24 protein-coding genes are annotated in these 26,170 nt (G+C 72.5%); 5 read left to right on the top strand and 19 right to left on the bottom strand.

Annotated elements, in window-relative coordinates; all coding sequences use genetic code 11:
* Positions 1–21: 21 nt before the first annotated feature.
* Positions 22–885, top strand: a complete 864-nt coding sequence (locus EDF64_RS06320) for a helix-turn-helix transcriptional regulator (protein WP_133519177.1) — start codon at positions 22–24, stop codon at positions 883–885.
* A 7-nt stretch (positions 886–892) separates the two neighbouring features.
* Here EDF64_RS06320 and EDF64_RS06325 read toward each other — a convergent pair whose 3' ends face one another.
* The 6 genes from EDF64_RS06325 to EDF64_RS06355 form a co-directional block, all read right to left on the bottom strand.
* Positions 893–1,576 (bottom strand): response regulator, encoded by a 684-nt coding sequence (locus EDF64_RS06325; protein WP_133519178.1) that lies wholly within the window; start codon positions 1,574–1,576, stop codon positions 893–895.
* Complete coding sequence (locus EDF64_RS06330; RefSeq protein WP_133519305.1) at positions 1,573–4,071, bottom strand: ATP-binding protein; 2,499 nt, start codon at positions 4,069–4,071, stop codon at positions 1,573–1,575. The genes EDF64_RS06325 and EDF64_RS06330 overlap by 4 nt, the downstream gene beginning before the upstream one ends.
* Before the next feature lie 250 nt (positions 4,072–4,321).
* Positions 4,322–4,927, bottom strand: a complete 606-nt coding sequence (kdpC, locus tag EDF64_RS06340) for a potassium-transporting ATPase subunit KdpC (RefSeq protein ID WP_133519179.1) — start codon at positions 4,925–4,927, stop codon at positions 4,322–4,324.
* A 2-nt stretch (positions 4,928–4,929) separates the two neighbouring features.
* Positions 4,930–7,038, bottom strand: coding sequence for a potassium-transporting ATPase subunit KdpB (kdpB, locus tag EDF64_RS06345; RefSeq protein WP_133519180.1), 2,109 nt, complete (start codon positions 7,036–7,038; stop codon positions 4,930–4,932).
* Between the two features lie 11 nt (positions 7,039–7,049).
* Positions 7,050–8,735: a potassium-transporting ATPase subunit KdpA gene (gene kdpA / locus EDF64_RS06350; RefSeq protein WP_133519181.1), complete on the bottom strand. Its 1,686-nt coding sequence runs from the start codon at positions 8,733–8,735 to the stop codon at positions 7,050–7,052.
* On the bottom strand, positions 8,735–8,824 hold the full coding sequence (locus EDF64_RS06355; RefSeq protein ID WP_017887940.1) for a potassium-transporting ATPase subunit F: 90 nt from the start codon (positions 8,822–8,824) through the stop codon (positions 8,735–8,737). The genes kdpA and EDF64_RS06355 overlap by 1 nt, the downstream gene beginning before the upstream one ends.
* Before the next feature lie 354 nt (positions 8,825–9,178).
* On the opposite strand from EDF64_RS06355, the gene EDF64_RS06360 reads away from it, so the two are divergent.
* Positions 9,179–10,204: an Abi family protein gene (locus EDF64_RS06360; RefSeq protein ID WP_133519182.1), complete on the top strand. Its 1,026-nt coding sequence runs from the start codon at positions 9,179–9,181 to the stop codon at positions 10,202–10,204.
* Here EDF64_RS06360 and EDF64_RS06365 read toward each other — a convergent pair.
* Positions 10,201–11,145 carry a helix-turn-helix transcriptional regulator gene (locus tag EDF64_RS06365; protein WP_133519183.1) on the bottom strand — a complete coding sequence of 315 codons (945 nt, stop codon included), beginning with the start codon at positions 11,143–11,145 and terminating at the stop codon, positions 10,201–10,203. The genes EDF64_RS06360 and EDF64_RS06365 overlap by 4 nt on opposite strands.
* 62 nt (positions 11,146–11,207) lie before the next feature.
* On the opposite strand from EDF64_RS06365, the gene EDF64_RS06370 reads away from it, so the two are divergent.
* Entirely contained in the window at positions 11,208–11,627 is a 420-nt protein-coding gene (locus tag EDF64_RS06370) for a VOC family protein (protein WP_133519184.1), read from the top strand.
* A 1-nt stretch (position 11,628) separates the two neighbouring features.
* Here EDF64_RS06370 and EDF64_RS06375 read toward each other — a convergent pair whose 3' ends face one another.
* Together EDF64_RS06375 and EDF64_RS06380 are read right to left on the bottom strand one after the other, a co-directional pair.
* Positions 11,629–12,189, bottom strand: a complete 561-nt coding sequence (locus tag EDF64_RS06375; RefSeq protein WP_133519185.1) for a GNAT family N-acetyltransferase — start codon at positions 12,187–12,189, stop codon at positions 11,629–11,631.
* A gap of 12 nt (positions 12,190–12,201) precedes the next feature.
* Complete coding sequence (locus EDF64_RS06380) at positions 12,202–13,092, bottom strand: putative RNA methyltransferase (protein WP_133519186.1); 891 nt, start codon at positions 13,090–13,092, stop codon at positions 12,202–12,204.
* Positions 13,093–13,126: 34 nt separating this feature from the next.
* Here EDF64_RS06380 and EDF64_RS06385 point away from each other — a divergent pair, with 34 nt between their 5' ends.
* The gene (locus EDF64_RS06385; protein WP_133519187.1) at positions 13,127–13,882 is read left to right on the top strand and encodes an SDR family NAD(P)-dependent oxidoreductase; all 756 of its coding nucleotides are present in this window, start codon (positions 13,127–13,129) and stop codon (positions 13,880–13,882) included.
* Positions 13,883–13,962: 80 nt separating this feature from the next.
* Positions 13,963–14,901 carry an aldo/keto reductase gene (locus EDF64_RS06390; RefSeq protein ID WP_133519188.1) on the top strand — a complete coding sequence of 313 codons (939 nt, stop codon included), beginning with the start codon at positions 13,963–13,965 and terminating at the stop codon, positions 14,899–14,901.
* Positions 14,902–15,065: 164 nt separating this feature from the next.
* Here EDF64_RS06390 and EDF64_RS06395 read toward each other — a convergent pair whose 3' ends face one another.
* The 10 genes from EDF64_RS06395 to EDF64_RS06440 all read right to left on the bottom strand — a co-directional run bounded on the left by EDF64_RS06395 (position 15,066) and on the right by EDF64_RS06440 (position 26,167).
* Entirely contained in the window at positions 15,066–15,275 is a 210-nt protein-coding gene (locus EDF64_RS06395; RefSeq protein WP_133519189.1) for a hypothetical protein, read from the bottom strand.
* Between the two features lie 64 nt (positions 15,276–15,339).
* Complete coding sequence (locus EDF64_RS06400) at positions 15,340–15,570, bottom strand: hypothetical protein (RefSeq protein WP_133519190.1); 231 nt, start codon at positions 15,568–15,570, stop codon at positions 15,340–15,342.
* Positions 15,571–15,604: 34 nt separating this feature from the next.
* Positions 15,605–18,739 carry a GH92 family glycosyl hydrolase gene (locus tag EDF64_RS06405; RefSeq protein ID WP_243736268.1) on the bottom strand — a complete coding sequence of 1,045 codons (3,135 nt, stop codon included), beginning with the start codon at positions 18,737–18,739 and terminating at the stop codon, positions 15,605–15,607.
* 51 nt (positions 18,740–18,790) lie between these two features.
* Positions 18,791–20,353, bottom strand: a complete 1,563-nt coding sequence (locus tag EDF64_RS06410) for a serine/threonine-protein kinase (RefSeq protein WP_133519191.1) — start codon at positions 20,351–20,353, stop codon at positions 18,791–18,793.
* A gap of 10 nt (positions 20,354–20,363) precedes the next feature.
* Positions 20,364–21,188: a phosphatase PAP2 family protein gene (locus EDF64_RS06415; RefSeq protein ID WP_133519192.1), complete on the bottom strand. Its 825-nt coding sequence runs from the start codon at positions 21,186–21,188 to the stop codon at positions 20,364–20,366.
* Between the two features lie 65 nt (positions 21,189–21,253).
* Entirely contained in the window at positions 21,254–22,939 is a 1,686-nt protein-coding gene (locus EDF64_RS06420; RefSeq protein WP_133519193.1) for a bifunctional 3'-5' exonuclease/DNA polymerase, read from the bottom strand.
* Positions 22,940–22,984: 45 nt separating this feature from the next.
* On the bottom strand, positions 22,985–23,167 hold the full coding sequence (locus EDF64_RS06425) for a YegP family protein (RefSeq protein WP_133519194.1): 183 nt from the start codon (positions 23,165–23,167) through the stop codon (positions 22,985–22,987).
* Between the two features lie 116 nt (positions 23,168–23,283).
* Positions 23,284–24,327, bottom strand: a complete 1,044-nt coding sequence (locus tag EDF64_RS06430) for a hypothetical protein (protein WP_133519195.1) — start codon at positions 24,325–24,327, stop codon at positions 23,284–23,286.
* Positions 24,324–25,184 (bottom strand): carbohydrate ABC transporter permease, encoded by an 861-nt coding sequence (locus EDF64_RS06435; RefSeq protein ID WP_243736269.1) that lies wholly within the window; start codon positions 25,182–25,184, stop codon positions 24,324–24,326. The genes EDF64_RS06430 and EDF64_RS06435 overlap by 4 nt, the downstream gene beginning before the upstream one ends.
* Complete coding sequence (locus EDF64_RS06440; RefSeq protein ID WP_243736270.1) at positions 25,181–26,167, bottom strand: carbohydrate ABC transporter permease; 987 nt, start codon at positions 26,165–26,167, stop codon at positions 25,181–25,183. Before EDF64_RS06440 ends, EDF64_RS06435 begins: the two co-directional genes overlap by 4 nt.
* Between the last annotated feature and the right edge of the window lie 3 nt (positions 26,168–26,170).

Raw genomic sequence — 26,170 nt, forward strand, 5'->3', positions numbered from 1 at the left:
GGGAGCCGTACGGTGGGTCGCGTGACCGAGGCAGCGAGCGACCCGCAGGACGTCGACGACCTGGAGGCGCGGCTCGACCCAGCAGGTCGGCTCGCGCTGGCGGAGACCACCCGGACCGTCGCCGAGCAGGCGGACCGGCACGCCCTCACCCTGGAGTCCGTGCTCGCCGTCCTCCGGTCGCCCCGGGTGGGCGACGCCGCGGCGCGTGCCGAGGCCGTCGAGATCGCCTCGGCCGCACTCGTCGACCTGCGGACGGTGACGGACCGGCAGCGCGGGGCGCTCCTCGAACCGGTCACGGGTGCGTTCTCGCGGCTGCGCGCCGACCTGCGCCCCCTGGTCCGCTTCGGGGACCTCGACGTGCAGTTCGTCGAGCCGCCGGCGACCGGGCGGGCGCTCCCGGGGGACGTCGCGCACAGTGCCCGCGCCATCGTCCGGACGGCGGTGCTCGCCCTCGTCGACGAGGGTGCCGCGCGACGCGTGCGCATCCAGTGGGACTGCGACGGACGCAACCTGCTCATGCAGCTGCGCGACGACGGTGCCGGCACGCTCGACGCCCACGACGACGCCATGCGACCGATCGCCGAACGGGTCGTCGCGCTCGACGGGGCACTGCGGGTCGACTCGACGGCCGGGTGGGGGTCGGTGCTCGACATCACGATCCCGCTCGACCCGCCGGCCGGGCAGCTCGCGGCGCCGGACGCGTCCGGGCTGACCCCGCGCGAGCAGGACGTGCTCCGGCTCGTCGCCACCGGGGTGGGCAACCGCGAGATCGCCGACGGGCTCGGCATCAGCCTCAACACGGTGAAGTACCACGTGGCGAACCTGCTCCGGAAGCACGGCGCCCGGACCCGGGCCGAGCTCGCCGCCGTCAGCTCTCGAGGCTGATCGAGGGTCAGCCGGCGGGCGTGAAGCGGTACCCCATGCCCGACTCGGTGACGAGGTAGCGCGGGTGCGACGGGTCCGGCTCGAGCTTCCGTCGCAGCTGCGCCATGTAGAGCCGGAGGTACCCCGAGTCGCTGCCGTGGGTCGGGCCCCAGACCTCAGTGAGGAGCATCTCGCGGGTCATCAGCCGGTCGGGGTTCGTGACGAGCACCTCGAGCAGCCGCCACTCCGTCGGGGTGAGGCGGATCGCAGGACCGTCCTCGGGGGTGACCTGCTTCGCGACGAGGTCGACGACGAGCGAGCCGATCGTGATCGTCGGGGTCTCCTCGGACGCCACGACCCGGCGTCGCCCGAGCGCCCGGAGCCGGGCGAGCAGCTCGTCCATCTGGAACGGCTTCGTCACGTAGTCGTCCGCGCCGGCGTCGAGCGCGTCGACCTTGTCCGACGAGTCCGTCCGGCCGGAGAGCACGAGCACCGGCACCTGCGACCATGCCCGGACCCCCTCGAGCACCTCGATGCCGTCGAGCCGGGGCATCCCGAGGTCGAGGAGCACCAGGTCGGGCCGCTCGGTGATGACCGAGTCGATGGCGGCCCGGCCGTCCCGCGCGGTGACCACGTCGTAGCCCCGGGCGGCGAGCGTCACGGCGAGCGCCCGGACCAGCTGGGCGTCGTCGTCGGCGATCAGGACCTTCATGCGCTCCGCGCCTCCACTCCCACGTGCCCGGCGATCGGCAGGCGCACCACCACGGTGAGTCCGCCGCCCGGGGTGTCGTCGACCTCGATCGTGCCGCCCATGCCCTCGGTGAAACCGCGGGCGAGCGCCAGCCCCAGCCCGAGGCCGGTGTCGTTGTCCGTGTCCCCGAGGCGCTGGAACGGCTGGAACACCTCGCCACGGCGGTCCTCGGGGATGCCGGGGCCGTGGTCGGTGACGCGCAGTTCGACACCGCCGCCGAACGCGCTCGCGGCGATGCGGACCCGGGTGCCCTCGGGGGCGTACCGGGCGGCGTTGGCGAGCAGGTTCACGACGACCCGCTGCAGCAGCACGGCGTCTGCGAGGACCGGCGGTAGCTCCGCGGGCAGGTCGAGGTCGACGTCGTCGGGGCCGAGCTCGAGTTCGTCGAGGGCGGGTGCGACCACCGTCTCGAGCGCGAGCGGGACCGGGGTCACGGCGAGCACCCCGGCCTGCACGCGGCTGACGTCCAGCAGGTCGGCCAACAGCACCGCCAGCTGACGCAGGCTCTCGTCGGCGGTCGCGAGCAGCGCCTCCCGGTCGGCCTGCGACAGTTCGATGTCGGACGCACGGAGGGTCTGCACGGCCGCGGAAGCGGCCGCGATCGGTCGTCGCACGTCGTGGCCGACGGCCGCGAGGATGGCGCTGCGGACGCGGTCCGCCGCCGCGATCCGTTCCGCGTCGACCGCGGTGCGGGTCAGCTCGCGGTGCTCGACGGCTGCGTCGAGCTGCTGCTCGACGACGCGCAGCAACCGTCGCTGGGTCGGGTCGTCGGGGGCGCCTGCGAACTCGAGGACGGCACCGGACGGGAGGCGCGTGGACGCGTCCGGCGTCTCGCCGAACGTCCCCGACGCGGCCGGGACCTCGTCGCCCTGGCGGATCCGGACGCCCGCGAAGCCGAAGGCCTCACGGGTCCGGTCGAGGAGTGCCTGCAGGGCGTCGTCGCCGCGGAGGACGCTGCCGGCGATCCCGACGAGGAGTCCGGACTCCGCTGCGGCCCGTCGTGCCGCGCGGGACCGGCGGGCGGACCGGTCGACCACGAAGCTGACGAGCACCGCGCTGATGACGTACATGACGAGGGCGACCAGGTGCCAGGGCTGCTGCACCGTCACCCGGTGCAGGGGTTGCACGAAGAAGAAGTCGAGGCTCAGCCCGGACAGCACGGCCGTGAACACCGCCGGCCACATCCCGCCGACGAGCGCCACGACGAGCACGAGGAGCTGGTACGCGAGCACGTCGACGGTGATGGAGTCCTCGTCGGTGCTGAACGACAGCAGCCAGGTGAGCAGCGGACCGGCCACCAGGGACAGCACGAACGCGGCGACGACCCGGCTGCGGGACAGGCTGCCGCCGAGCTTCGGCAGGGCGAAGCCGCCGCCGGCGCGCTCGTGCGTGACGACGTGCACGTCGATGTCGCCGGACTCCCGGATGACCGTGTTGCCGATGCCCGGGCCGGTCAGCGCTGCGGCGACACGGGTGCGGCGGCTCACCCCGATGACGATCTGCGTCGCGTCGATCGACTTCGCGAACCGCACGAGGGTCGTCGGCACGTCGTCGCCGACCACCTGGTGGTAGGTCCCGCCGAGCTGTTCGAGCAGGGCCCGCTGCGTGCCGAGGGCACCGGGGTGCCGTTCGCGGAGCCCGTCGTTCGTGGTGACGTGCACCGCGGCGAGTTCCCCACCGGCGCTCCGGGCGGCGATGCGTGCACCGCGCCGGAGGAGCGTCTCGCCCTCCGGACCGCCGGTCAGGGCGACGAGCACCCGTTCGCGGGTCTCCCAGCGGTGGTCGATGCCGTGCTCGGCGCGGTAGGCCTTCAGGGCGTCGTCGACCTCGTCGGCGAGCCAGAGCAGGGCGATCTCGCGCAGAGCGGTGAGGTTGCCGAGCCGGAAGTAGTTCGACAGGGCCGCGTCGATGCGGGCGGCCGGGTACACGAGCCCGTCCGACAGCCGCTCGCGCAGTGCGGCCGGGGCGAGGTCCACGACCTCGATCTGGTCGGCCGCACGCACCACCGCGTCGGGCACGGTCTCGCGCTGCACGGTCCCCGTGATCTCGCGGACGACGTCGCCGAGGGACTGCATGTGCTGCACGTTGACCGTCGAGATGACGTCGATGCCGGCGGCGAGCAGTGCCTCGACGTCCTGCCAGCGCTTCTCGTGCGGGCCGTCGGGGGCGTTCGTGTGGGCGAGCTCGTCGACCAGTGCGACGTCCGGGTCCCGCGCCACCACGGCCGCGAGGTCCATGTCGTCGAGCGTCACGCCGCGGTGTTCGACGACGCGGCGGGGAACCACCTCGAGCCCGTCGACCAGCGCGGCGGTGGCGGCGCGGCCGTGGGTCTCGACGACGGCGACGACCACGTCGCGACCCTCGTCGAGCAGGCGACGCCCCTCTTCGAGCATCGTGAACGTCTTGCCGACACCGGGCGCCGCACCGAGCAGGACCCGCAGCTTCCCGCGCTTCACGCGCTCATCCTCTCGCGTTCCGGGTGGCGGCGGGGTGTGGCGCCGGTGGTGGCGGGCGCTCCGCAGGTGGCGGCGGGCGCTCCGCCGGCGGCGGCGGGCGCTTCGCACAACCGAAGTGCCGCCGAACCGCGCGATTCCACGGCTCCGCGTGACTTCGGTTGTGCGCCGCGCGCCCGCGCGCCCACGCCCGCGCCGCGGGCCCGCGCGCCCGCGCCCGCACGCGCGCCCGCGCCGCGCGCCACCCGCCCGGTCACGACGACAGCTTCGCCAGCGCCAGGTTGAGCTCGAGCACGTTCACCACGGGCTCCCCGAGGAACCCGAGCTGCCGCGACTCGGTGTGCTGCTCGACGAGCGTGCGCACGGCCGACTCGGACAGCCCCCGCGCCGACGCCACCCGGGCGACCTGCTGCCGCGCGTACTCCGGGCTGATGTCCGGGTCGAGACCGGAGCCCGAGGCCGTGACCGCGTCCGCCGGCACGTCCGAGGGAGCGACGCCGTCGGCCTTCGCCACGGCCGCGCGACGCTCCTGGACGGCCTGCAGCAGGTCGGGGTTCGACGGGCCGAGGTTCGAGCCGGACGACGCGCCGGCGTCGTAGCCCTTCTCGCCCGCGGCGCTCGGCCGCGACTGGAACCAGCGGTCGGCGTCACGGCCGGCGAAGGACTGCCCGATGAGCGACGACCCGACCTCGGTGCCGTCCGACGACCGGACGACGGAGCCGTTCGCCTGCGCGGGGAACGCGGCCTGGCCGACTCCCCACACGGCGAGCGGGTAGGCGATGCCGAGCACCACCGTGGACAGCAGGGTGAGGCGGACGGCCACACCGAGCGAACGGAACGAACTGCGTGCAGATGCCATGATCAGAATCCCGGGATGAGACCGACGACGAGGTCGATGAGCTTGATGCCGATGAAGGGGACGATCACGCCGCCCAGCCCGTAGACGAGCAGGTTGCGGCCGAGGATCGACGACGCCGAGGCAGCGCGGTACGTGACGCCACGCAGCGACAGCGGGATGAGCGCCACGATGACGAGCGCGTTGAAGACGACCGCCGACAGGATCGCGGACGACGGACTGTGCAGGCCCATGACGTTGAGCGCAGCGAGGCCGGGGAACGCCACCTGGAACATGGCGGGGATGATCGCGAAGTACTTCGCGATGTCGTTCGCGATCGAGAAGGTGGTGAGCGCCCCGCGGGTGATGAGCAGCTGCTTGCCGATCCGGACGACGTCGATGAGCTTCGTCGGGTCGGAGTCGAGGTCGACCATGTTGCCGGCCTCCTTCGCGGCGGTCGTCCCCGTGTTCATCGCGACGCCGACGTCCGCCTGTGCCAGGGCCGGGGCGTCGTTCGTGCCGTCGCCGGTCATCGCGACGAGGTTCCCGCCCTCCTGCTCCCGCTTGATGTACGCGAGCTTGTCCTCCGGCGTGGCCTCGGCGAGGAAGTCGTCGACGCCGGCTTCCGCGGCGATGGCGGCCGCGGTCCTGGGGTTGTCGCCGGTGATCATCACCGTGCGGATGCCCATCGACCGGAGTTCGGCGAACCGAGCCGCCATCCCGTCCTTGACGACGTCCTTGAGGTGCACGACGCCGAGCAGGGTCACGACACCGGACGTCGATCGTCGCGCGACCACGAGCGGGGTCCCGCCCTGGTCAGACACCTCGACGACCGTGGCCTCGATGGCGTCCCGGACCGATGCGTCGACACCAGCTGAACCGGTTGCAGCCCAGTTGAGCACTGCGGCCGCGGCCCCCTTGCGGATCTCGGAGCCGTCCGGCAGGTCGAGCCCGGACATCCGCGTCTGCGCTGTGAAGGGCACCTCGACGGCGCCGACGGGCATGGACGGATCGACGTCGGACGCCGCCGCCAGGTCGACGATGGACCGTCCCTCGGGTGTGCTGTCCGCCGCCGACGACAGCGCCGACGCCTCGAGCAGTTCGGCGACCGAGACCCCCGGCACCGGCACCACGCGGGACGCCCGGCGGTTGCCGTAGGTGATCGTCCCGGTCTTGTCGAGCAGCAGGGTCGTGATGTCGCCGGCCGCCTCGACCGCACGGCCGGACATCGCCAGGACGTTGTGCTGCACGAGCCGGTCCATGCCGGCGATGCCGATCGCGGACAGGAGCGCCCCGATGGTGGTCGGGATGAGGCAGACGAGCAGGGCGATGAGGACGGGCACGCTCACGGTCGCCCCGACGAGCCCGGCGATCGGCTGCATCGTGAGGCAGACGATGACGAAGACGATCGACAGCGACGCGAGCAGGATGTTCAGCGCGATCTCGTTCGGCGTCTTCTGGCGTGCGGCACCTTCGACGAGCCGGATCATCCGGTCGATGAAGGTCTCGCCGGGGGTCGAGGTGATCCGGACGACGATCCGGTCCGACAGGACCCGGGTGCCGCCGGTGACGGCGCTCCGGTCGCCGCCGGACTCGCGGATCACGGGGGCGGACTCGCCGGTCACCGCGGACTCGTCGACGGACGCGATGCCGTCGATCACGTCGCCGTCGCCCGGGACGACCTCGCCGGCCACCACCACGACGACGTCGCCCTTGGCCAGGTCGACGGACGCGATGTCCTCGGTCGCCGCCGACAGTGCAGCCGCGTCCGTGGCGTCGTACCCGACGACCCGGCGTGCGCTGGTCGTCGAGCGGGTCTTCCGCAGGGTCTCGGCCTGCGCCTTGCCGCGGCCTTCGGCCACCGCTTCGGCCAGGTTCGCGAAGACGACGGTGAGCCACAGCCAGACGGCGATCGCGGTCGTGAAGACGGACGGCTCGACGAACGCGGTCGCGGTCGTGAGCGCGGCACCGATCTCCACGATGAACATCACCGGGTTCCGCCACATGAGTCGCGGATCGAGTTTGCGGAAGGCACCCGGGAGGCCCGCCACCAGTTGACGGGGTCCGAACGCGGACGAGCGGGTGGCCGGCCTGGAGGCGGTGGTCGCCTCGTGCGCGGAGGTCGCGGTGGTCATGGTGTCGGCTTTCATCGGGCGAGGGCTTCTGCGAGCGGACCCAGTGCGAGCACCGGGAAGTAGGTCAGTGCGGTGACCACGATCGCGACGCCGCCGAGCAGCACCACGAAGAGCGGTCGGTGGGTGGGCAGCGTGCCGACGGTCTCCGGCACGCGGTCCTGTGCGGCGAGCGACCCGGCGAGCGCCAGGACGAGCACCATCGGCACGAAGCGACCGAGGAGCATCACGACGCCGAGCGAGGAGTTCATCCACGTCGTGTTCGCGGTCAGGCCGCCGAACGCCGAGCCGTTGTTGTTCGCACCGGAGGTGAAGGCGTACAGCAGCTCGGACAGCCCGTGGTTGCCGGGGTTGAAGATCGACGTGCCGAGCACCTGTTCGCGGACCCCGGGGATGAGGAGCGACATGCCGGTGCCGAGCAGCGCGAGCGTCGGGGTGACGAGGACGTACAGCGAGGCGAAGGTCATCTCGCGGGCCCGGATCTTCTTGCCGAGGTACTCGGGCGTGCGGCCGACGAGGAGCCCGCCGATGAAGACGGTGATCACGGCGAGCACGAGCATCCCGTAGAGGCCGGAGCCGACACCGCCGGGCGAGATCTCGCCGAGCATCATGTTGACGAGCGCCATCATGCCGCCGATCGGGGTGAAGCTGTCGAACATCCCGTTGACGGCGCCGGTCGAGGTCGCGGTCGAGGTCGTGCCGAAGAGCGTCGTGCCGAGGATCCCGAAGCGGACCTCCTTGCCCTCCATCGCGGCCCCGGCGACCTGGGTCGCGGTGCCGCCCGCGCCGAGCTCGGCGATGGACATCACCGAGAGCGACACGAGGAAGATCGCGCCCATCACGGCGAGGATCGCGTAGCCCTGGCGGTCGTCGTCCACGAGCCGGCCGAAGGTGCGCGGCAGCGAGAACGGGATGACGAGCATGAGGAAGACCTCGACGAGGTTCGTCCACGCCTGCGGGTTCTCGAACGGGTGCGCCGAGTTGGCGTTGAAGTACCCGCCGCCGTTCGTGCCGAGTTCCTTGATCGCCTCCTGCGAGGCGACGAACCCGTCCGGGATGTGCTGCGCCCCGCCGGCGAGCGTGGCGACGTCGGTGCCGGCGCCCCACGACTGGATGACACCGCCGGCGACGAGGACGATCGCGAAGAGGAACGCCCCGGGCAGCAGGAGTCGACCGGTGACGCGCACGACGTCCACCCAGACGTTGCCGAGCGTGCCGGTGCGTCGACGGGCGAACCCGCGGACGAGTGCCACGGCGACGGCGAGCCCGACGGCGGCGGACAGGAAGTTCTGCACCGCGAGGCCGGCCATCTGCACCGTGTACCCGACGGTGACCTCCGGCGAATAGGACTGCCAGTTCGTGTTGGCGACGAACGACGCCGCGGTGTTGAACGCCAGCGACGGACCGACCGCGGGGAGCCCGAGGTCACCCGGAAGCACGACCTGGATGCGCTGCAGCAGGTAGACGAGCAGGAGCCCGACGACGCTGAACAGCAGGACCCCGCGGAGGTACGCGGGCCACGACTGCTCGGCGTCCGGGTCGACCCCGATGATCCGGTACACACCGCGCTCGATCCGGGAGTGCCGGACCGGGGTGAAGATGCGGGCCATCCAGTCGCCGAGCGGCCGGTACGCCACGACCAGCAGCAGGACGACGGTGGCGACCTGGACGATGCCCGCCCAGACGTCTGCGGCGCCCATCAGAACCGCTCCGGGCGCACGAGCGCCCAGACGAGGTAGACGACTGCGGCGATGCCGAGGACGGCGGCCGCGATGGTGATGCCGATCACAGCCGTTCCACCCCCTTGGCGATCAGTGCCACCACACCGAACACGGCGAGGACACCGGCGACGACGAACACGTCGAACACGAGGGACTCCAGAAGGATCTGCGGTGTCCGCGCCGGGTGACGCGGACCGGCACCACGTGTGGTGCCGACACCGATGCTGCGTCCTGCGCCGCGCCTCCAGTCCGGTCCTGACGGTTCCCTAACGCGCTCCTGACGGACGCATGCGTCTCACTAACGCCCGCTCGCCCCGCGATCGCGGTGGCCCACCTGACGCCGTGTGATATGTTGGCTCCATCACGATCGGCCCGCTCGCCTCACGGCTCGGGCCGATTTTCTCGTCCGGGGGAAGGCGGCGATGGAGTACTCGAAGCCATGGCTGTCCATCGCGGACCAGATCGCGCAGCTGCGATCTCGTGGGCTGGCAGTGCCCGACCAGGACCGGGCGACCGGTCTGCTCCAGGAGGTCGGCTACTACCGCTTGACCGGGTACCTCCACCCGTTCCGGAGCACGATCGCTGACCGGCGAGCCGATCCGGAGGGACGGCGGCTCCTGAGCGACGACTACCGACAGGGGACCACGCTCGACCACGCGGACGCGCTCCTGTCCTTCGACCGGGAACTCCGGTTGCTCGTGATCGAGGGTGTCGAACGGATCGAAGTCGCGGTGCGGACCCGACTCGCCCACACCCTCGGTCGCAGCTCGGCCTTCGCCCACGAAGAGGCCACCACGTTCACCGCCGCGTTCACGGAACCCCGAGAGGATCGTGACGGGGCCGTCTCGAGCGCACATGCCGAGTGGCTCGAGCGCGTGCAGGAGCGCCAGGCGAAGTCCGACGAGGCGTTCGTCGCACACTTCCGAGCGCGGTACGACGGGCGGATGCCGATCTGGGCGCTGACGGAGATCCTCGAGTTGGGGCATGTCTCGCGCCTCTACGCAGGCCTGCGGAACGACATCGCGACCGAGATCGCGGCCGAGTTCGGCGTCCCGACGAAGCGGCTCATGCAGAGCTGGCTTGCGTCCGTGAACTACGTCCGCAACGTGGCGGCGCACCACGCTCGCCTCTTCAACCGGAAGCTCGTCGTCGCACCGAAGCGTCCCAAGCGCTCCGAACTCGCGCTGCTCGACCACCTCGCCGGTCCGGAGACGCCGAAACAGTTCGGCGTCTACAACGCGTTGGCCGTCATGGCCTTCTTCCTGCGGGCAGTGCCGTCGGACCGCGACTGGGCTGTCCGGATGGCGGCGCTCATGCGGGCCTTCCCGGACGCCCCGTCGATCGACGTCCGGTCGATGGGCGTCGCGCCGCGATGGTTGGACGAGCCCCTGTGGCGACCGGAGCGATCCCCGGAGACGCTGGCGGGTACGAGTACGGAAACGTCCTAGTCGCCGATGGCCCCGCGCAGTCGATCGGCCAGTGCGGCGGCGGCCGCGCGGAGCTCGTCCGGTCCCTCGACCGTGAAGTCGACCGCGGCAGCAGCGAAGGCCGCGGCGAGCGCCTCCCACGACCACGAGCCCCGCGTGAGACGGCACCGGTCGGGGCCGAGGGCCTCGAGCTCGGCGTCGTCGGGCAGGTAGGGCGCGACGGTCCGCGCCGACGTCTCGAGCACCGCTGTCCCGACGCAGGGCCAGACGTCGTGGAGGTCGGACCCCTTGAAGCGTGCGGACACGAACGCCGACGGATCGCCGCCGGGGACCGGGCGCGGCACGAAGGGGACGCGTGTGCGGAGCCGCGGCACGATCCGGTCGATCCGGTGCGTGCGCCAGTCCTGCCGGTCGAGGTCCCAGTCGAGCAGGTACCAGCGGCCGTTCCGGGCGACCACCGCGTGCGGTTCCACGTGCCGGGGCGTCTCGTCGTCGCCGTAGCCGAAGCGCATGACCTCGCGGAGGTGCACGGCCTCGGTGACCGCGACGAGGACCTCCGGGTCGGTGCGGGTGCGCCCGGTCGTCGTGACGGCCCGCACGGCGTCCATCCGGGTCCGGAGCCGCGCGGGCATGACCTGCCGGACCGTCGCGAGCGCCCGCGCGGCAGACTCGGCGATGTCCGCACCGGAAGCGGGTGCGACGGCGAGTGCCAGCGCGATGGCGACCGCCTGGTCGTCGTCGAACAGCAGCGGCGGCAGGTCCGATCCCGCTCCGAGCCGGTACCCGCCGGCGGGGCCGCGCAGGGACTCCACCCGGTACCCGAGCTCGCGGAGCCGCTCCACGTCGCGGCGGACCGTTCGCGGACTGACGTCGAGCCGTCCGGCGAGCTCGTCGCCCGGCCAGTCGCGGTGCACCTGCAGCAGCGAGAGCAGGGCGAGCATGCGCGACGAGGGTCCGGCCATGTCGATCAGTATCGTCCGAGAAGCAGACACGATCTGACCGCATCGCTCGACACACTCGTCCCATGAGCATCGAGACCACGACCCACCTCAACTTCGACGGCGACGCCCGCGCGGCGCTCGACTTCTACGCATCGGTCTTCGGCGGCGAGGTCGCCGCGATGACGTACGGCGCGATGGGCGCCTCCGACGACCCGGACTGGGCGGAGCGGATCGTCTGGGGCCAGGTCGCCACCGACGCCGGCCTGCGGGTGATGGCGTTCGACGTCTGGCCCGGACAGCCGTACGACCAGGGCACGAACGCCTTCTACGTGTACGTCCACGGGGACGACGCCGCCGAGGTGGAACGGTTCTGGGCCGCACTGGCCGAGGGCGCCGAGGTCCGGCAGCCGCTCGGGCCGTCGGCGTGGGCACCGCTCGCCGGCCAGCTGCGCGACCGCTTCGGCGTCGTGTGGCAGCTCGACGTCGCAGCGCCGCAGGAGTAGGTCAGCGCGGGCGGGGATCGGTGTCGAGCATCGCCATGCACACGGCATCGGTCCACGCGCCGTCCCAGCGCAGGGCGTCGCGCGCCCGGCCCTCGACGACGAAGCCGATCTTCTCGTACGAGCGCTGCGCCGCCGGGTTGAACGCGTAGACCTCGAGCGAGACCCGGTGGAGCCCCACCACGTCGAACGCCCAGTCGACCACCGCACGACCGGCCTCCGTGCCGAACCCCCGCCCGCGCAGCGCCGGCCGGGCCAGGGCGATCCGGTAGTTCACCGCGAGGTCGTCCTCCTCGAGCTCGTTGAGGACGACCTCGCCGAGGTACGAGCCCTGGGCGTCGGTGATCGCGAAGTCCGCCCGGTCGTCCGCACCGGGCAGCCGTTCGAGGTGCGCGCGGACCCGGTCACGGGTGAACGTTCCACGGGTGCCGGTCAGTCGCATCGCGTCCTGGTCCTCGAGTGCCGCGAGCGATGCGTCGAGGTGCTCCGGCCCGAGCTGCACGAGGGTGAGGCGTTCGGTGGTCAGGGTCGGCTGCGCGGCGAGCCGGTCGGTGATCACGCTCATGGGCACCAGAGCCTAGGGCGTCACCGTCGGCGCAGGTCGGCGCACGGGGGTCCACGTGCTGATCGTCACGGCGGCGGTGACCGTCGCGGGCGCGAACACCGTGCCGGGCGCGACGTGGTGGTGGCTCGGCCCCATGTGCACGACGTCGTGGACGTCCTCGGCGGTGAGGTCCATCGTCCAGGTCAGGTCCTCGGTGGACCGCAGCACGAACGCCGGCGTCAGGGAGTCGTGCAGGCGCCGTTCCTTCTCGGGGTCCACCGTGATCGTCGCCTCCGCCAGCTCCGCCAGGTGCCCGGTCCGCGGCGTCACCACGACGAGCACACCGTCGGGGTGCAGTACGCGGGCGTACTCGGTCTGGTTGCGCGGCGCGAAGACGTCGAGCACGACTGCGGCCGCACCGTCGACGACCGGGAGGCGCTCCGTCACGTCCCCGACGACGGCCCCCGCTCGCTCGTGGGCCCGAGCCGCCCGCCGGATCGCGACGGCCGACAGGTCCAACGCGACCCCGAGTCGTGGACCCGGCTGACGGCCGACAGGTACAGGCACATCCTGCGCCACCCCGCGCCTCCCGTCCGCCGCGCGCAGCGCATGCGCGAGGTAGGTCCCCGGACCGGAACCGACGTCGAGGACGATCCCCGGGGCGGTCGCGTCGGCGACCTCCGCGGCGAGCGCCCGCTCGACCCGTGCGTAGTGACCGCGACCGAGGAAGCGGAGGCGGGCGTCGACCATCTCGGGAGTGTCCGCCGTCAGCGCTCGCCGCTTCGCCGGGAGGAGCGTCAGGTGCCCCTGCTTCGCCTCGTCGAACCGGTGCCCGTTCGCGCAGCCGACCTGCCCGGAGTCGACGCGGGCGAGGGGCTCGGCGCAGACGGGGCAGGCGAGCATCGGCAGCAGGTCGTCTCGCACCAGGCAAGCGTACGGGCGTCGGTAGCCTGACCGGATGTCGCTGCAGCAGCTCTTCGGACTCGACGGACGCACCGCCCTCGTCACGGGCGGCAGCTCGGGGATCGGACGGGCCATCGCCGGCGCGCTCGCCGACGCCGGGGCCCACGTCCTCGTCGCCGCGAGGACCCGGGCGACCATCGACGAGACGGTGCTCGCGATCCGGCGGTCCGGCGGATCCGCCGACGGCATCGTCGCCGACCTGTCCTCACGAGCGGGTGCGCACGGCCTCGCCGACGCGGCGGGCGAGGTCGACGTGCTCGTCAACTCGGCAGGGATCAACCTGCGGCCACCGATGCCGGAACTCGACGAGGCCACGTGGGACGCCACCATGGCGGTGAACCTCGACGCCCCGTTCGTGCTCGGGCAGCGGCTCGCGCCCGGCATGGCGGCGCGCGGCCACGGCCGCATCGTCTCGATCAGCTCCCAGCAGGCCCACCGTCCCTTCGCCGCCAGCGGCGCGTACGGGGTCTCCAAAGCCGGCCTGGAGGCGCTGGCCCGGTCCCAGGCGGAGGCCTGGTCCGGGCAGGGGGTCACCTCCAACGTCCTCGTCCCCGGCTTCGTGCAGACGCCGCTGAACCAGCGGCTCAGCGCCGACCCCGCGACGGTGTCGGCGCTCGCCGCGCGGACCCTCGTGGGACGGAACGGCCTGGCGTCGGACTTCGCGGCGGCGGCCGTGTTCCTCGCCGGGGACGGCTCCGCCTACGTCACCGGCCAGTCCATCGCCGTCGACGGCGGGTTCTCCGTCCACTGAACGACGCCGTCCGCCAGGCAGGTGCCTGGGGTACTGCCAGGGCCTGCCTGTCGGGGGTCGCCGGTGGCAGGATCGTGGGCGTGAAGACACTGGAGTTGCCACAGACGGACCTCACCGCCTCCGACGTCATCGTCGGCCTGATGCGGATCAACGACATGAGCGACGAGGACATCCGCTCGCTGTACAGCGCCTCGCGTGATGCGGGCGTGACGATGTTCGACCACGCCGCGGTGTACGGCGAATGGCACGGCTGCGAGGAGCGGTTCGGCGCTGCCCTCGCCCTGTCACCCGCCGAGCGCGCCGAGATCGTGCTGCAGACGAAGGTCGGGATCCGACCGACGCCGCACGGTGCCTACTTCGACTTCTCGTACGAGCACATCCTCGAGTCGGTCGAGGAGTCGCTGACCGCGCTGCGCACCGACTACATCGACGTCCTGCTCCTCCACCGCCCCGACGCACTCGTCGAGCCGGAAGAGGTCGCCAAGGCGTTCGACGAACTGCACGCCGCCGGCAAGGTGCACCACTTCGGCGTCTCGAACCACACCCCGGGCCAGGTCGAGCTGCTCAAGAAGCACGTGCAGCAGCCGCTCGCGTTCAACCAGGTGCAGCTGAGCATCACGCACGCGAACGTCATCGCGCAGGGGGTGTCCGCGAACATGGGCGGCCTCGACCAGTCGATCGACCGCGACAACGACATCCTCAACTACTCGCGGCGCACCGACGTCACGCTGCAGGCCTGGTCGCCGTTCCAGAAGGGCTTCTTCGACGGCGTCTTCCTGGGCGACCGCGAGCAGTACGCCGAACTCAACGACCTGCTCGACGAGGTCGCGGCGGCGCACGGCGTCACCCCGACCGGGATCGCGGTCGCGTGGATCACCCGGCACCCCGCGCACTTCCAGGTCGTCCTCGGCACGACGAACCCGCAGCGAGTCCGCGACTCGGCCGCTGGCTCGGACGTCGAGCTCTCCCGCGAGGAGTGGTACCGCATCTTCACCGCCGCGGGACACGTCGTTCCCTGACCAGGAGCGGCGCCCGGCACCACTCGCACAACCAAAGGCACCCCGAACCGCGCACGAGCGTGGCGCGGGGTGCCTTTGGTTGTGCGAACGACCAGTAGCGCGCGGGCGGCGGCGCGCGGCGGCGGGCGCGGGCGGCGGGCGGCCGGCGGCGGGCGCGGACGGCGTCAGTCGGAGGAGTCCGCGGACGTCGGCGCGCTCGGCACCGCGATGTCCACGGGCGACACCGCCGCGGGGTCGGCGGACGCGCCGCCCACCACGTCGAACGAGATCCCGAGCATCGCCGGGTCCTCGTCGAGCTCGAGCCCGCTCTCGGTCAGCTGGTCCTCGGGGATCGCGCGGCCCTGGGAGGGATCGAACGAGTTCGCAATCGACATGCGGACGAGCATGCCGGGCGCGCTTGGCAATCCGCCAAGAACGGGCTCGGCGTGGGCGATGGGGTCAGAGGTCGTCCGGGTGCAGGCGGTCGCCGACGTGCGGGCGTCGGAAGACCGGTCCGCCGCCGGCCTCGTCCTCGTCGTGGTGGCTGACGGGCGAGACGCTCGGGTCACCGGAGTCGTCGCCGACGTCGGCGCCGCGGCTTTCCTCCACCTCGAGTTCGTCCTCGTCGGAGCCGTCCACGGGGACCGACCGGCCGGGCTGTTCGGGATCGAAGGGTGCGCTCATCGACATGCGCCGAGCATGCTCCGGCCGGGTGAACGGCGGGTCAACGCCGTCCGTCGGCCGCGATCAGTTCGAGCTGGGTGAGCTCCAGGTCGGACACCGCGGTGAACGTGAACGTCGAGCCGCTGCCCTGCAGCCGGAACACCCGGGTCTGGCCGGCCCAGTCGAAGACGGCGTCCTGCACGGTGACGCGGACGTCGCCGAGGGACGCCTCCCACGAGTACGTGCCGGGGGCCGCCACGGTCACCGTGTAGAGCGAGCTGTCGACGGGTGCGACGGCGAAGTCGATCGTGGCCCCGGCGGCGAGCGGCGTGACCGTCCGCCCGACGTCGTCCGACAGGGCAGCCGTGCACGGCAGCACGTCGACCGGGGTGTCCCGGTAGCCGTGCACCTCGGACGCCGAGACGGGGCGCGTGTCCGACGCCCACCCCTGCGGCGTCTCCGACAGGGTGAACTCGATGCACGAAGCCGACACGACGACCGCGTGCGGGATGCTGACCGACGTCCAGGGTGAGCCGTCGACCGTCACCGACGCCACGTACGCGCCTGCGGAACCGGCGGCGACCTCGATGACGGTCTCCGCGCCTCCCGGCTGTCGCAGCACCGTCCGGCGGACCGACGGCGGCACGAGGACGTAGGAACCGGTCGACGGCGCCAGCGGGTAGAGGCCGATCGTGGCGAAGACGTACCAGGCGCTCATCTCGCCGTTGTCCTCGTCGCCCGGGTAGCCCTGTCCGAGGTCGGAGCCGACGAACAGGCGCTCGAGGCACTCCCGGACGATCCGGTGCGCGTCGTCGTGCCGGCCCGTGAACATCGGGAAGAACGGGATGTGGTGCGCGGGCTGGTTCGACAGGCCGAGCATGCCCATCCGCACGTCGCGGGCCTCGGTCATCTCGTGGATCGGGAACACGTACGAGCCGGCGTGCTCGGTGGCCCCGGTCTCCGGCGTCGCGAAGAACGCGTCGAGTGCGGCGTCGAACCGCTCCGGTCCGCCGTGCAGGTCGACGACCCCGGCTCCGTCGTGCGGTGCGGTGAAGGCGGTCCCCCACGCGTTCGTCTCGGTGTAGTCGTCGCCCCAGTCGCGCGGGTCGAACTCGGTGCCGATCCGCCACGAACCGTCCGGGTCCCGCCCGACGAAGAAGCCGCGCTCGGAGTCGAAGACGTTCCGGTACTGCAGCGAGCGCCGTGAGAACCACTCCGCCTCGGCCTCGTAGCGGGCGAGGTCGGCTGGTGTCCGGGCGCCCGCCGCGAGACGGCTCGCCATCACCGCGAGACCCCAGTCGTTGATGGCCGCGTCCAGGGTCCAGGACATCCCCTCGCTGGTCCCGGTGTCGACGTGGCCGCAGAAGGCGCCCGGGAGGCTCCCCTTCCGTCCCACACGCTCGTCCCGCGGCGGGACGGTCGCGTTCCGCAGTGCGCTCCGGTACGCCTCCGCCAGGTCGAAGCCGGTGACGCCCTTCGCCGCGAGGTCCGCGAAGACGGTGTCACTCGTGGTGCCGGTCATGCAGTCCTCGGCACCGGGGGCGCTCCACCGCGGGGTCCAGCCGCCGTCGTGGTGGTGCTCGACGAAGCCCTGCGCGAGTTCGCCCGCCGTGTCCGGGGTGAGGAGCGCGAGCAGCGGCCACGCGGTCCGGTAGGTGTCCCAGAAGCCGTTCGTCGTGGTGAACGGCCCCGCGACGATCTCGGGGCCGGGCTCGTCGCGGATCGGCTCCGCCTGCACGGAGCCGTACGGGGAGCGGTGCCGGGGCGTCCCCGTCAGCGCTGTCTCGCCGGCACGGTTCGGGTAGAGGAAGAGCCGGTACAGCCCCGAGTACAGGCTCGTGCGCTGGTCGGCGGTCGCGCCATCGAACGAGAGCGTCGCGAGCTCGGCGGTCCAGGTCTCCTCGGCGCGGGCGCGCATGGTGTCGAACGACCCGGCGGCGTCGAGGTTCGCGCGGGCGTCCTCGACGGAGACCGTGGAGATGCCGAGCAGCACGTCGGTGCTCGATCCCCCGACGCGCAGCCACCCGCGCAGCTCGTGCTCGCCGACGGCCGTGTGGTCCGCGGTCACGCCCGGGATCCGGACGTGCACGTGGTGGGGCGGGGTGCCCGGACGGTCGTCGAGCATGGCCTCGACCACGGCGGTGCCGTCGGTGACCGTCACCGAGACGTCGGACACCCGGCCGTGGTGGTCGAGCACGATGCTGTGCGCACCGGTGAAGCGGAAGCCGAGCGCGAACTCCCCCGCGGTCATCTCCGCGGTGACGCCGTGCTCGAGGTCGACGCGGTAGCGGTGCGGCCCGTCGATTTCGTGGTCGTGGTCGAACCCGAGCGCGCGCGCCGTCCGGTCGACGTCGGGGGTGTCGAGCGGGGACGGCATCACCTGGAAGACCCCGCGGTCCCCCATCCACGGCGACGGGATGTGGCTCGTGGCGAACGCCTGGATCGCCGGCCGCAGTCGTCCCTCGGCGTCGACCCGGTCGTGCTCCTGGTAGGCGTACGGCCAGCGGTTGCTCGACGCGTCGGTCATCGGCAGTCCGAAGACCCCGCCGTGCGGGAGGCCGACCAGGGGTGCGTTGTTCCCCCGTGAGAACCGGGAGGACGCCTGGGTGCCGCGGGTCGTGCGGACGTGGTCGAGCGGCGTGACCGGGGTCGGGCGTGCGGCCGCGATCCGGACGTCGTCGAGCCAGCCGCGGAGTGCCGGGCGTCCGCCGTCGTCGGAGGCGGGCTGCGTGGCGGAGCCGAGCCGCGCCTCCAGGCGGTCGACGACCCGACCCGCGCACGACGTGAGGTCCACCGCACGACGGTTCCACTGGTCGACCCACTGCTTGCGGGCGGTGTCCTGTGCCTGGGGCGTCAGCGCGTCGCCGTACTGGTCGCGGACGCCCGAGGTCTCGCTGAGCCGCGTGCCGTCGGTGCAGACGACGTCGAGGGCGAAGGCCGTGGCGTCCCAGAAGTGCGGCAGGTCCGTCTCGGACGGTTCGGTCGCCCCGTCCGGCAGGGTGCGCTCCGGGAACCACACCCAGGAGAGCTCGTCACCGGGCTGGATCGTCCGCCCGGCGAAGCCGGGGACGACGGCGACCTCGGTCCCCGCCCCCGCGGGTCGTTCGACGAGGAACCCCTCCGCCGACCCGAACCCGACACCGTTCCGCGCGGCGACGGCCGTCGTCGGGCCACCGCTCCGTTGCAGTTCTCGCACGCTGTCACCCTATTTGGTCCAGCGTCTGGATGAAAACCCGTGGCGTGTCCGTCAGGGCTTGTTCTGCCCCGGCGCGTTCGCGGAGTTGCCCGGTCCGCTCTTCCCCGCGCCGCTGTCCGCCGCGGAGCCCGTGCCGGACTGCGGGTTCTCGACCGGGTTCGTGACCGGTGTGCTCGGCTCCGGCCCGACCGACGGTTCGCTCGGCTGCTGCTCGGGTTCGCTGGGCTGCTGCTCCGGCTCACTCGGCTGCTGCTCCGGCTCGCTGGGCTGCTGCTCCGGTTCGCTCGGCTGCTGCTCGGGCTCGCTCGGTTGCTGCTCGTCGCTCGGGCTGGACTGGGTGTCGGACGGCGAGCTGGAGTCCGTCGGCGCAGGCGTGGGGTCGTCGCCGCCCAGTGCGAAGACGGCGACACCGATGCCGATGAGAACGAGAACGACGACGATCACGGCGGCGATGACGGGTCCGCGCTTCCGTCGCTTCGGGTCGTCGGCGGGTGCAGGTGCCGCGGCGACCGGGCCGCGCGGTCCGCCCGGCTGGCTCGGCCCGCTCGGCCCGCTCGGGCCGCGCTGCGCCCCGAGGACGGTGGTCGCGACGTCGTCGGAGGCGTTCGGCGCCGGGACGCCCAGCACGCGGGTCGCGTCGTCCGCGCCGTCGGGCCTGGAGGCGCTGCTCACGGGCATCGCGCGCGTCGCCTCGTCCGCGTGGGCGGCTCCCGCAGCGCCGGCTGCGGCTGCGGCACCGGCCACACCCGCCGCACCCGCCCGCTTCACCGTGCCGGGTCCGCCGGGCAGGAGCTGCGTCGCCGTCGAGACCTCGTCGTGCCCGAGGGCTCGGAGGCGCTGGGCAGCCTCCGCAGCGGTCGGACGCTCCGCCGGGTCCTGCGCCGTCATCACGTGCAGCAGCGTGCGCCAGGCCGTCGGCAGGTGCTGGTCGATCTCCGGGCCCCGGGTGAGCCGTGCGGTCGCCGACTCCACCGCGTTGCCCGGGAACGGGCGCCGCCCGGTCAGGCACTCGAGGAGCACCAGGCCGAGCGAGTAGACATCGGCCTTGCCGCTGATGTCCTGCGCCGTCACCTGTTCGGGTGCGAGGTACGCGGCCGTCCCCATCACCGTGCCGGTCCCGGTGACGCGGGCGGCGTCGCGGAGCAGCGCGATGCCGAAGTCCGCGAGCTTCACGTGGGTGCCGTCGCTCTCCAGGAGCACGTTCGCCGGCTTCACGTCGCGGTGGACGATGCCCTGCGCGTGCACCGCGGCGAGGCCGTCGGCCACCTGCGCTCCGACGCGCGCCGTGGTCGACGGGTCGAGCGGGCCCTCGCGCAGCCGCGTCGCCAGGTCGCTGCCGGGGACGAGTTCCATGACCAGGTACGAGTCACCGTCGGCGTCGTCGAGTGCGGCGTCGTAGAGGGTGACGAGCGCCGGGCTCCGCAGGCCGGCGAGGGTCTGGATCTCCGCCTCGGCCCGTGCCCGTTCGCCGTGGTCGACCGGTCCGATGCGGAACACCTTGACGGCGACCTCTCGTCCGAGCTGCTCGTCGACCGCGCGGTACACGGAGGCCATGCCGCCGTGTCCGAGCGTGCCCGTGACGCGGTACCGACCGCCGAAGACCCGTTCTTCCATGCCGGGAAACCTACCGGGAGGACCTGACGGGGCGCGCACCCCGGCGGAGCGCGGTCAGGTACAGCCGGTGCGCCGTGATCACGAGGGCCAGCCACGCCAGCCCGAGCGCCCACGCCGCCAGGACGTCCGTCAGCCAGTGGTGACCGAGGAACACCCGCGAGATCCCGACCGACACGACGAACGCGGTGCCCGCGACGACCGTCCACACCCGGGTGACCGTGCGGGACTGCCGGAGGATCAGCAGGTACACGATCGTCCCGACGATCACCGTCGCGTTGAGGGTGTGCCCCGACGGGAACGACGGCGAGTGCTCGTACGGCGGCACAGCGTCCGACAGCGGCGGCCGGGCGCGTCCGATGAGGTCCTTGCCGGCGACGGTCATGAGCAGCGACCCGCCGCTCGCCGCGACCAGGAGCACGAGCGGCGTCCACGCGCGCCGTTGGATCGTGAAGCCGACGAGGAAGCCGAGCGCGACGATGGGCATCCCGATCGTGCCGGCGATGTCCGTCCACCACGTCACGAGCGTGTCGGCGGTGGGCGACCGGAGCGTCAGCATCCAGTCGAGGACGGGGCGGTCGAGCACGGCGACGTCGTCACCCTCACGGACGGCGTCGTACACCTCGGACGCGGCCCAGGTCCCGACGACGGCGACCCCCATGCCGATCACGAGCGTCACGACGAGGAGCGGCAGCGCACCCCAGCGGTGCCCGAGCGCGGTCCACCGGTCCGCACCGGCACGCCCGGCCTTCGTCCGCCAGGTCGTGAGGTCGACGGCGCCGAGGCGCTGGTCGGGTGCCTCGCGCTGGTCGGGGCGGTCGGCGTGCTCGGTGTCCATCGCCCCACCCTGCCCGAACACCCCGGGGAACCGCCCCGGCAGCCGGTGCCGCAGGAGCGCGTCGGTCAGTCCTTCGCGGCGCCGTAGTCGTCGACGACCGCCACGGACAGCGGGAACACCACGGGGAAGTCCCGGAACAGCAGCCGCCCGGCGTCGGCGGCCGCGGCTCGGACCTGCTCGGCGACCCACTCGGCGTGCTCCGCCGGGCTGTGCACCACGATCTCGTCGTGCACGAAGAACACCAGGTGCGGGCCGTCGGTCACCCGTCCGGGGAAGCGTTCGGCGAGCCGGGACCGCAACGACCCCATCCAGGCCAGCGCCCACTCGGCCGCCGTGCCCTGCACGACGAAGTTCCGGGTGAACCGCCCCCAGCTCCGGGCGCGGGACTCGACCGCGCGCTGCATCGCCGGGGTCCCGTCGACCGTGTACGCCTGGTTGCGGGACTCGAACCACGACGCATCGGGGACCGGCGACGTCCGTCCGAGCAGCGTCGTCACGGGCTCGCCGCGCTCCCCCGCACGAGCGGCCCGTTCGACGAGCCGGATCGCGTCCGGGAACGCCCGGGCGAGCCGGGGCACGAGTCGGCCGCCCTCGCCCTGGGTCGCGCCGTACATCGCCCCGAGCATCGCGACCTTCGCCTGTTGCCGCGACTCGACCGCACCGGAGGCCACGACGCCGTCGTACAGGTCCCGCCCGTCGCCGGCGGAGGCCATCGCGCGGTCGCCTGCCATCGCCGCGAGCACACGCGGTTCCAGCTGTGCGGCGTCCGCCACGACGAGCTTCCAGCCCGGGTCGGCGACGACGGCGCCGCGGATGCCCTTCGGCAGCTGCATCGCTCCCCCGCCGTCGGCCGCCCAGCGCCCGGTGACGACCCCGCCGACGACGTACTTCGGGTGGAACCGCCCGTCGTGCACCCACTCGTCGAGCCAGGTCCAGCCGTTCGCGGTCAGCAGGCGGGCGAGTCGCTTGTACTCCAGCAGCGGTTCGATGACCGGGTGCTCGATCTCCTGCAGCTCCCACTTCCGCGTGCTGGTGACCATCAGCCCGGCACGCCGCAACGACTTCAGGACGTCCGCCGGTGAGTCCGGGTTGAGCGACGGGTCCCCCAGCCGCTCGCGGACCACGGCGGCGATCTCCTCGAGCCGCCGAGGCCGCACCCCGTAGGGCACCCGCGGGCCGAGGGCGTCCTCGAGGAGCCGCTCGTGGACGTCGGACCGCCACGGCAGGCCCGCGTGCAGCATCTCCGCGGCGACGAGCGCCCCGGCCGACTCGGCCGTGGTCAGCAGGCGCAGCGCGCCCGGCGTGCTCGATCCGGCGATCGCGTCGAGTTGGGAGCGGAGTTCCGCGACCGGGTCCAGCGCGTCGTCCGGTGGGGCGACCTGGAACAGGGCGTCGTCGAAGAGCTGGGCCTGCGTCGGGCGGGTGATCCGTGCCTCCTGGGCGGCGACGTCCCACCCGTCGAGGGGAGCCGCAGCGAGTGCCGAGCCACGCGCGGACAGGGCGGACCGCAGGATCCGGCGGCACAGTCGCAGGTCGGTGCAGCGACCGACCCGCCCACCGGCTGCGAGCACGGCCGGGTACCAGCGTGCGGTGTCGTCCCACACCCAGCGCACGTCGGGTGCGTCACGAGACGCGACGAAGGCCGGGAGGCGCGGCTCGTCCACCCGGATCGGCTCGCCGTCGGCGGTCCCCGCGTCCGTCAGGGGCGTCGCGAGGACGCCGCCGTCGACGCGGCGGAGGACGAGGTGCACGGAACGATCATGCCGTGCTCCACCGTCACCGGCGGACGCCGGCGTTCAGGAGTCGAGTTCGACGATCTCGGCTGTCGGCGCGTTGGCCTGCACCGAGGCGATGCCGCTCTTCGCGCTCGCCTTCGTCGTGTACCCCTCGGACGTGGCGATGACCTCGCCGTTCCCCGCCTTCAGGTGGAAGCGGTACTCGCCCTGGGCGTCGGTCCAGATCTCGAACTTGCCGGCCATGTCGACTCCTCGCGTCGATGCGATGGTGCTCGATGTCCGCGGAACGCGGATCACTCGCACGCTACCGGTCGCCGATCCCGAGCGGAAGAGCCGATCCGGGCCGTGTGCAGCCGCGTTCAGTCGCGCTTCGGGCCGCCGGGTCGGACGGCAGCGGTGTCGGCGACGTCGATGCGGACGTCGCCGTCCTCGGCGCGGGAGACCTCGACACGGGGGTCGGCGTCGTGTGCGTCGGACCCGGACATCCGCCGGAAGGTGTCCTGGCGGCGTTCCTCGAACGTCATGTCCACGCCGTCGTCGAGGTGGTCGTGGTCGGGCTTCGTCATGCGCTGCACGGTACGCCGCGGCGGCTGCACGCGATCGGCGACGGGCACGGTGCCGGTCCGTTCGGTCCAGTGGCCGCCGGTGGCCCACCGGTCGAGCACGGCCCGGGGCAGCCGACCGGTCGCCGCCGAGGCACGCGCCGTGGCGAGTGGGACCCCGAAGACGAACTTCGCCACGCTCTCGTCACCCTCGGCTGCGTCGTGCGGACCGAGCGGCGTGAGCCGGAACCGTCGGGCGAACCGCACCAGGTTCGCGTCCGGACCGAGCACCGCGGCCAGTCCGGGGTCGAGGATCCACGAGCGGCACTGCCAGTGGTCCGCGGCGAGCGCCGGGGCGAGGGCGCGCAGGACCTCGGGTGCGCGGGCGAAGGCCCGGTCGCAGGCGTCCGGGTCGAGCGGCCCGGTCTCCGGCACGTGCACACCCCAGGCCGGCGATCCGTCCGGCAGGTGGTCGCCGAGTTCGAACTGGAGGCGCCCGACGGCCACCACACGTCCGGTCGCCACCGCGACGAGCCACTCCACCCCCGTGCCCCGCAGGCCGTACCGGTCCAGTTTGCGGTCGACGTCCGCCACGGATGCCTCGGCCAGGGTGCGCGGGAGCCCCCGCGCCTGCAGCGCGGCGGCGTTGCCGGGCACGGCCGCGCGGAGCGCGGCGACCAGCAGGGCGTCCCGCTGGGCGGGTTCGGCGTCGGCGACGGTGGCGGCCAGTGCGGCCGCCACCGTGGCGGAGTCGTCCGGCGACCCCACGGCGGCGGCGAGGACCGCGACGGACGTGGGACGGGCCTCCAGGCCGGGGGTGTCATCGCCCGGGGTGTCGTGGCCGGGGGTGTCGCTGGTCACTTCAGTCCGGAGGAGGCCAGCCCGTCGATCACACGCCGCTGCAGCACGACGAACATGATCAGGACGGGAGCCATCGCCATCAGGCTCGCCGCCATCAGCACGGGGTAGTCGATCGTCCGGTCGCTCGAGAGCGTCGCGAGGCCGGCCGCGAGCGGCATGTCCTCTGCGCGGGTCGAGACGACGAGCGGCCAGAGCAGCTCGTTCCACGACCAGAGCACCGTCGTGATCGCGAGCACGCTGATCGACGGCCGAGCGAGCGGCAGCATGATCCGCCAGAACGTCTGGAACGGGTTCGCACCGTCCATTCGCGCAGCCTCTTCGAGTTCCGGCGGCAGGTTGAGGAACGCGGTCCGCATGAGGAAGGTCCCGAAGGCACTGAATAGGCCGGGCGCGACGATGCCCATGAGGGTGTCGAGCCACCCGAGCCCCTGCACGATCTGGTACTGCGAGATGAGGTACACCTGCGACGGCACGAGCAGGATCGAGAGCACGAGCGCCAGCAGGATCGCTCGACCACGGAAGCGCATCCGGGCGAAGGCGTACCCGGCGAGCGTGCAGAGGACGATCTGCGCGAGCGTCCGGATGATCGTGACCATCACGGAGGTGCCGAGCTGGCTGAGGAACGGCAGGCGCTCGAACACCTGCACGTAGTTCTGCCACTGCAGCTCCCCCGGCCAGAACGTCGGGGTGACGGACTGGACCTGCGCGTTGGTGGACAGCGACATGATGATCTGCCACAGGAACGGGAACGCCATCACGAACCCGCCCACGCCCAGCACGACGTGGATCCACCAGTGGCTGCCGCCGCGTCGTCCGGACCGGCGCCGGGCCCTGCTCGGGGTGATCGTCGCGGTCATGCCTGCACCCACTTCTTCTGGACCCGGAACTGCACGAGGGTGACGATGCCGATGAGGAGGAAGATCACCATCGCGATCGCCGCTGCGAAGCCCTTGTCGTTGTCGATGAACCCGGCGCTGTAGAAGTAGAAGACGAGGGACATCGTCTTCGGGATCACCGGGTTGGTGCTGCCGAGGATCGCGTACAGCAGGTCGAACAGCTGAAAGCTCGAGATGGTCGTGACGATCACCACGAAGAAGATGCTCGGGCTGAGGAGCGGCACCGTCACCGAGCGGAACTGCCGCCACCGGGAGGCCCCGTCGAGCTCGGCCGCCTCGTACAGCTCCGGCGGGATGTCCTTGAGCCCGGCGCCGAGGATGATCATGGAGAAGCCGAGCGACGACCACAGTCCGACGAGCGACACCGCCACCAGGGCGAAGCCGGGCGTCGAGATCCAGTACGGGCCGTCGATGCCGAACCGGCCGAGGAACCAGTTGACGATGCCGTAGTCGCCGTTGAACATGATCCGCCAGACCAGCGCGATCGCGGCCGGCATGGCGACGTACGGCAGGAAGAACAGCACGCGGTAGAACTGCGCGAACCGCAGGCCCGGCGTGTTGAGCAGGCTGGCGAGCCACACCGCGATCGGGATGCCCGCGAGCACGATCACCGTGTAGATCACGGTGTTGAGCAGGGATTGGTAGAGCTGCGGGTCGGAGATGAGCCGGACGTAGTTGGCCACGCCGCTGAACGTCGCTCCGCCGAAGACGCCCCAGCTCGTGAACGAGTACCAGAACGTCTGGATGATCGGCCAGATGTAGAACGTGCCGACGCCGACGAGCAGCGGGAGGACGAACAGCCACGGCCAGAAGCCGTCGGTCCGTCGCAGCCGGCCGGCGGTCCGGCGGTCGGGGCGCTCGGCCCCCGGGTCCCCCGACCCGGGCGCGCGCGGCGCCCGGGTCGGGGTGTTCGCGGTGGGGTGCCGCTCGGTGTGGATGGTCACGGG

The organism is Curtobacterium flaccumfaciens, assembly GCF_004361695.1.
Classification (GTDB): domain Bacteria; phylum Actinomycetota; class Actinomycetes; order Actinomycetales; family Microbacteriaceae; genus Curtobacterium; species Curtobacterium flaccumfaciens_B.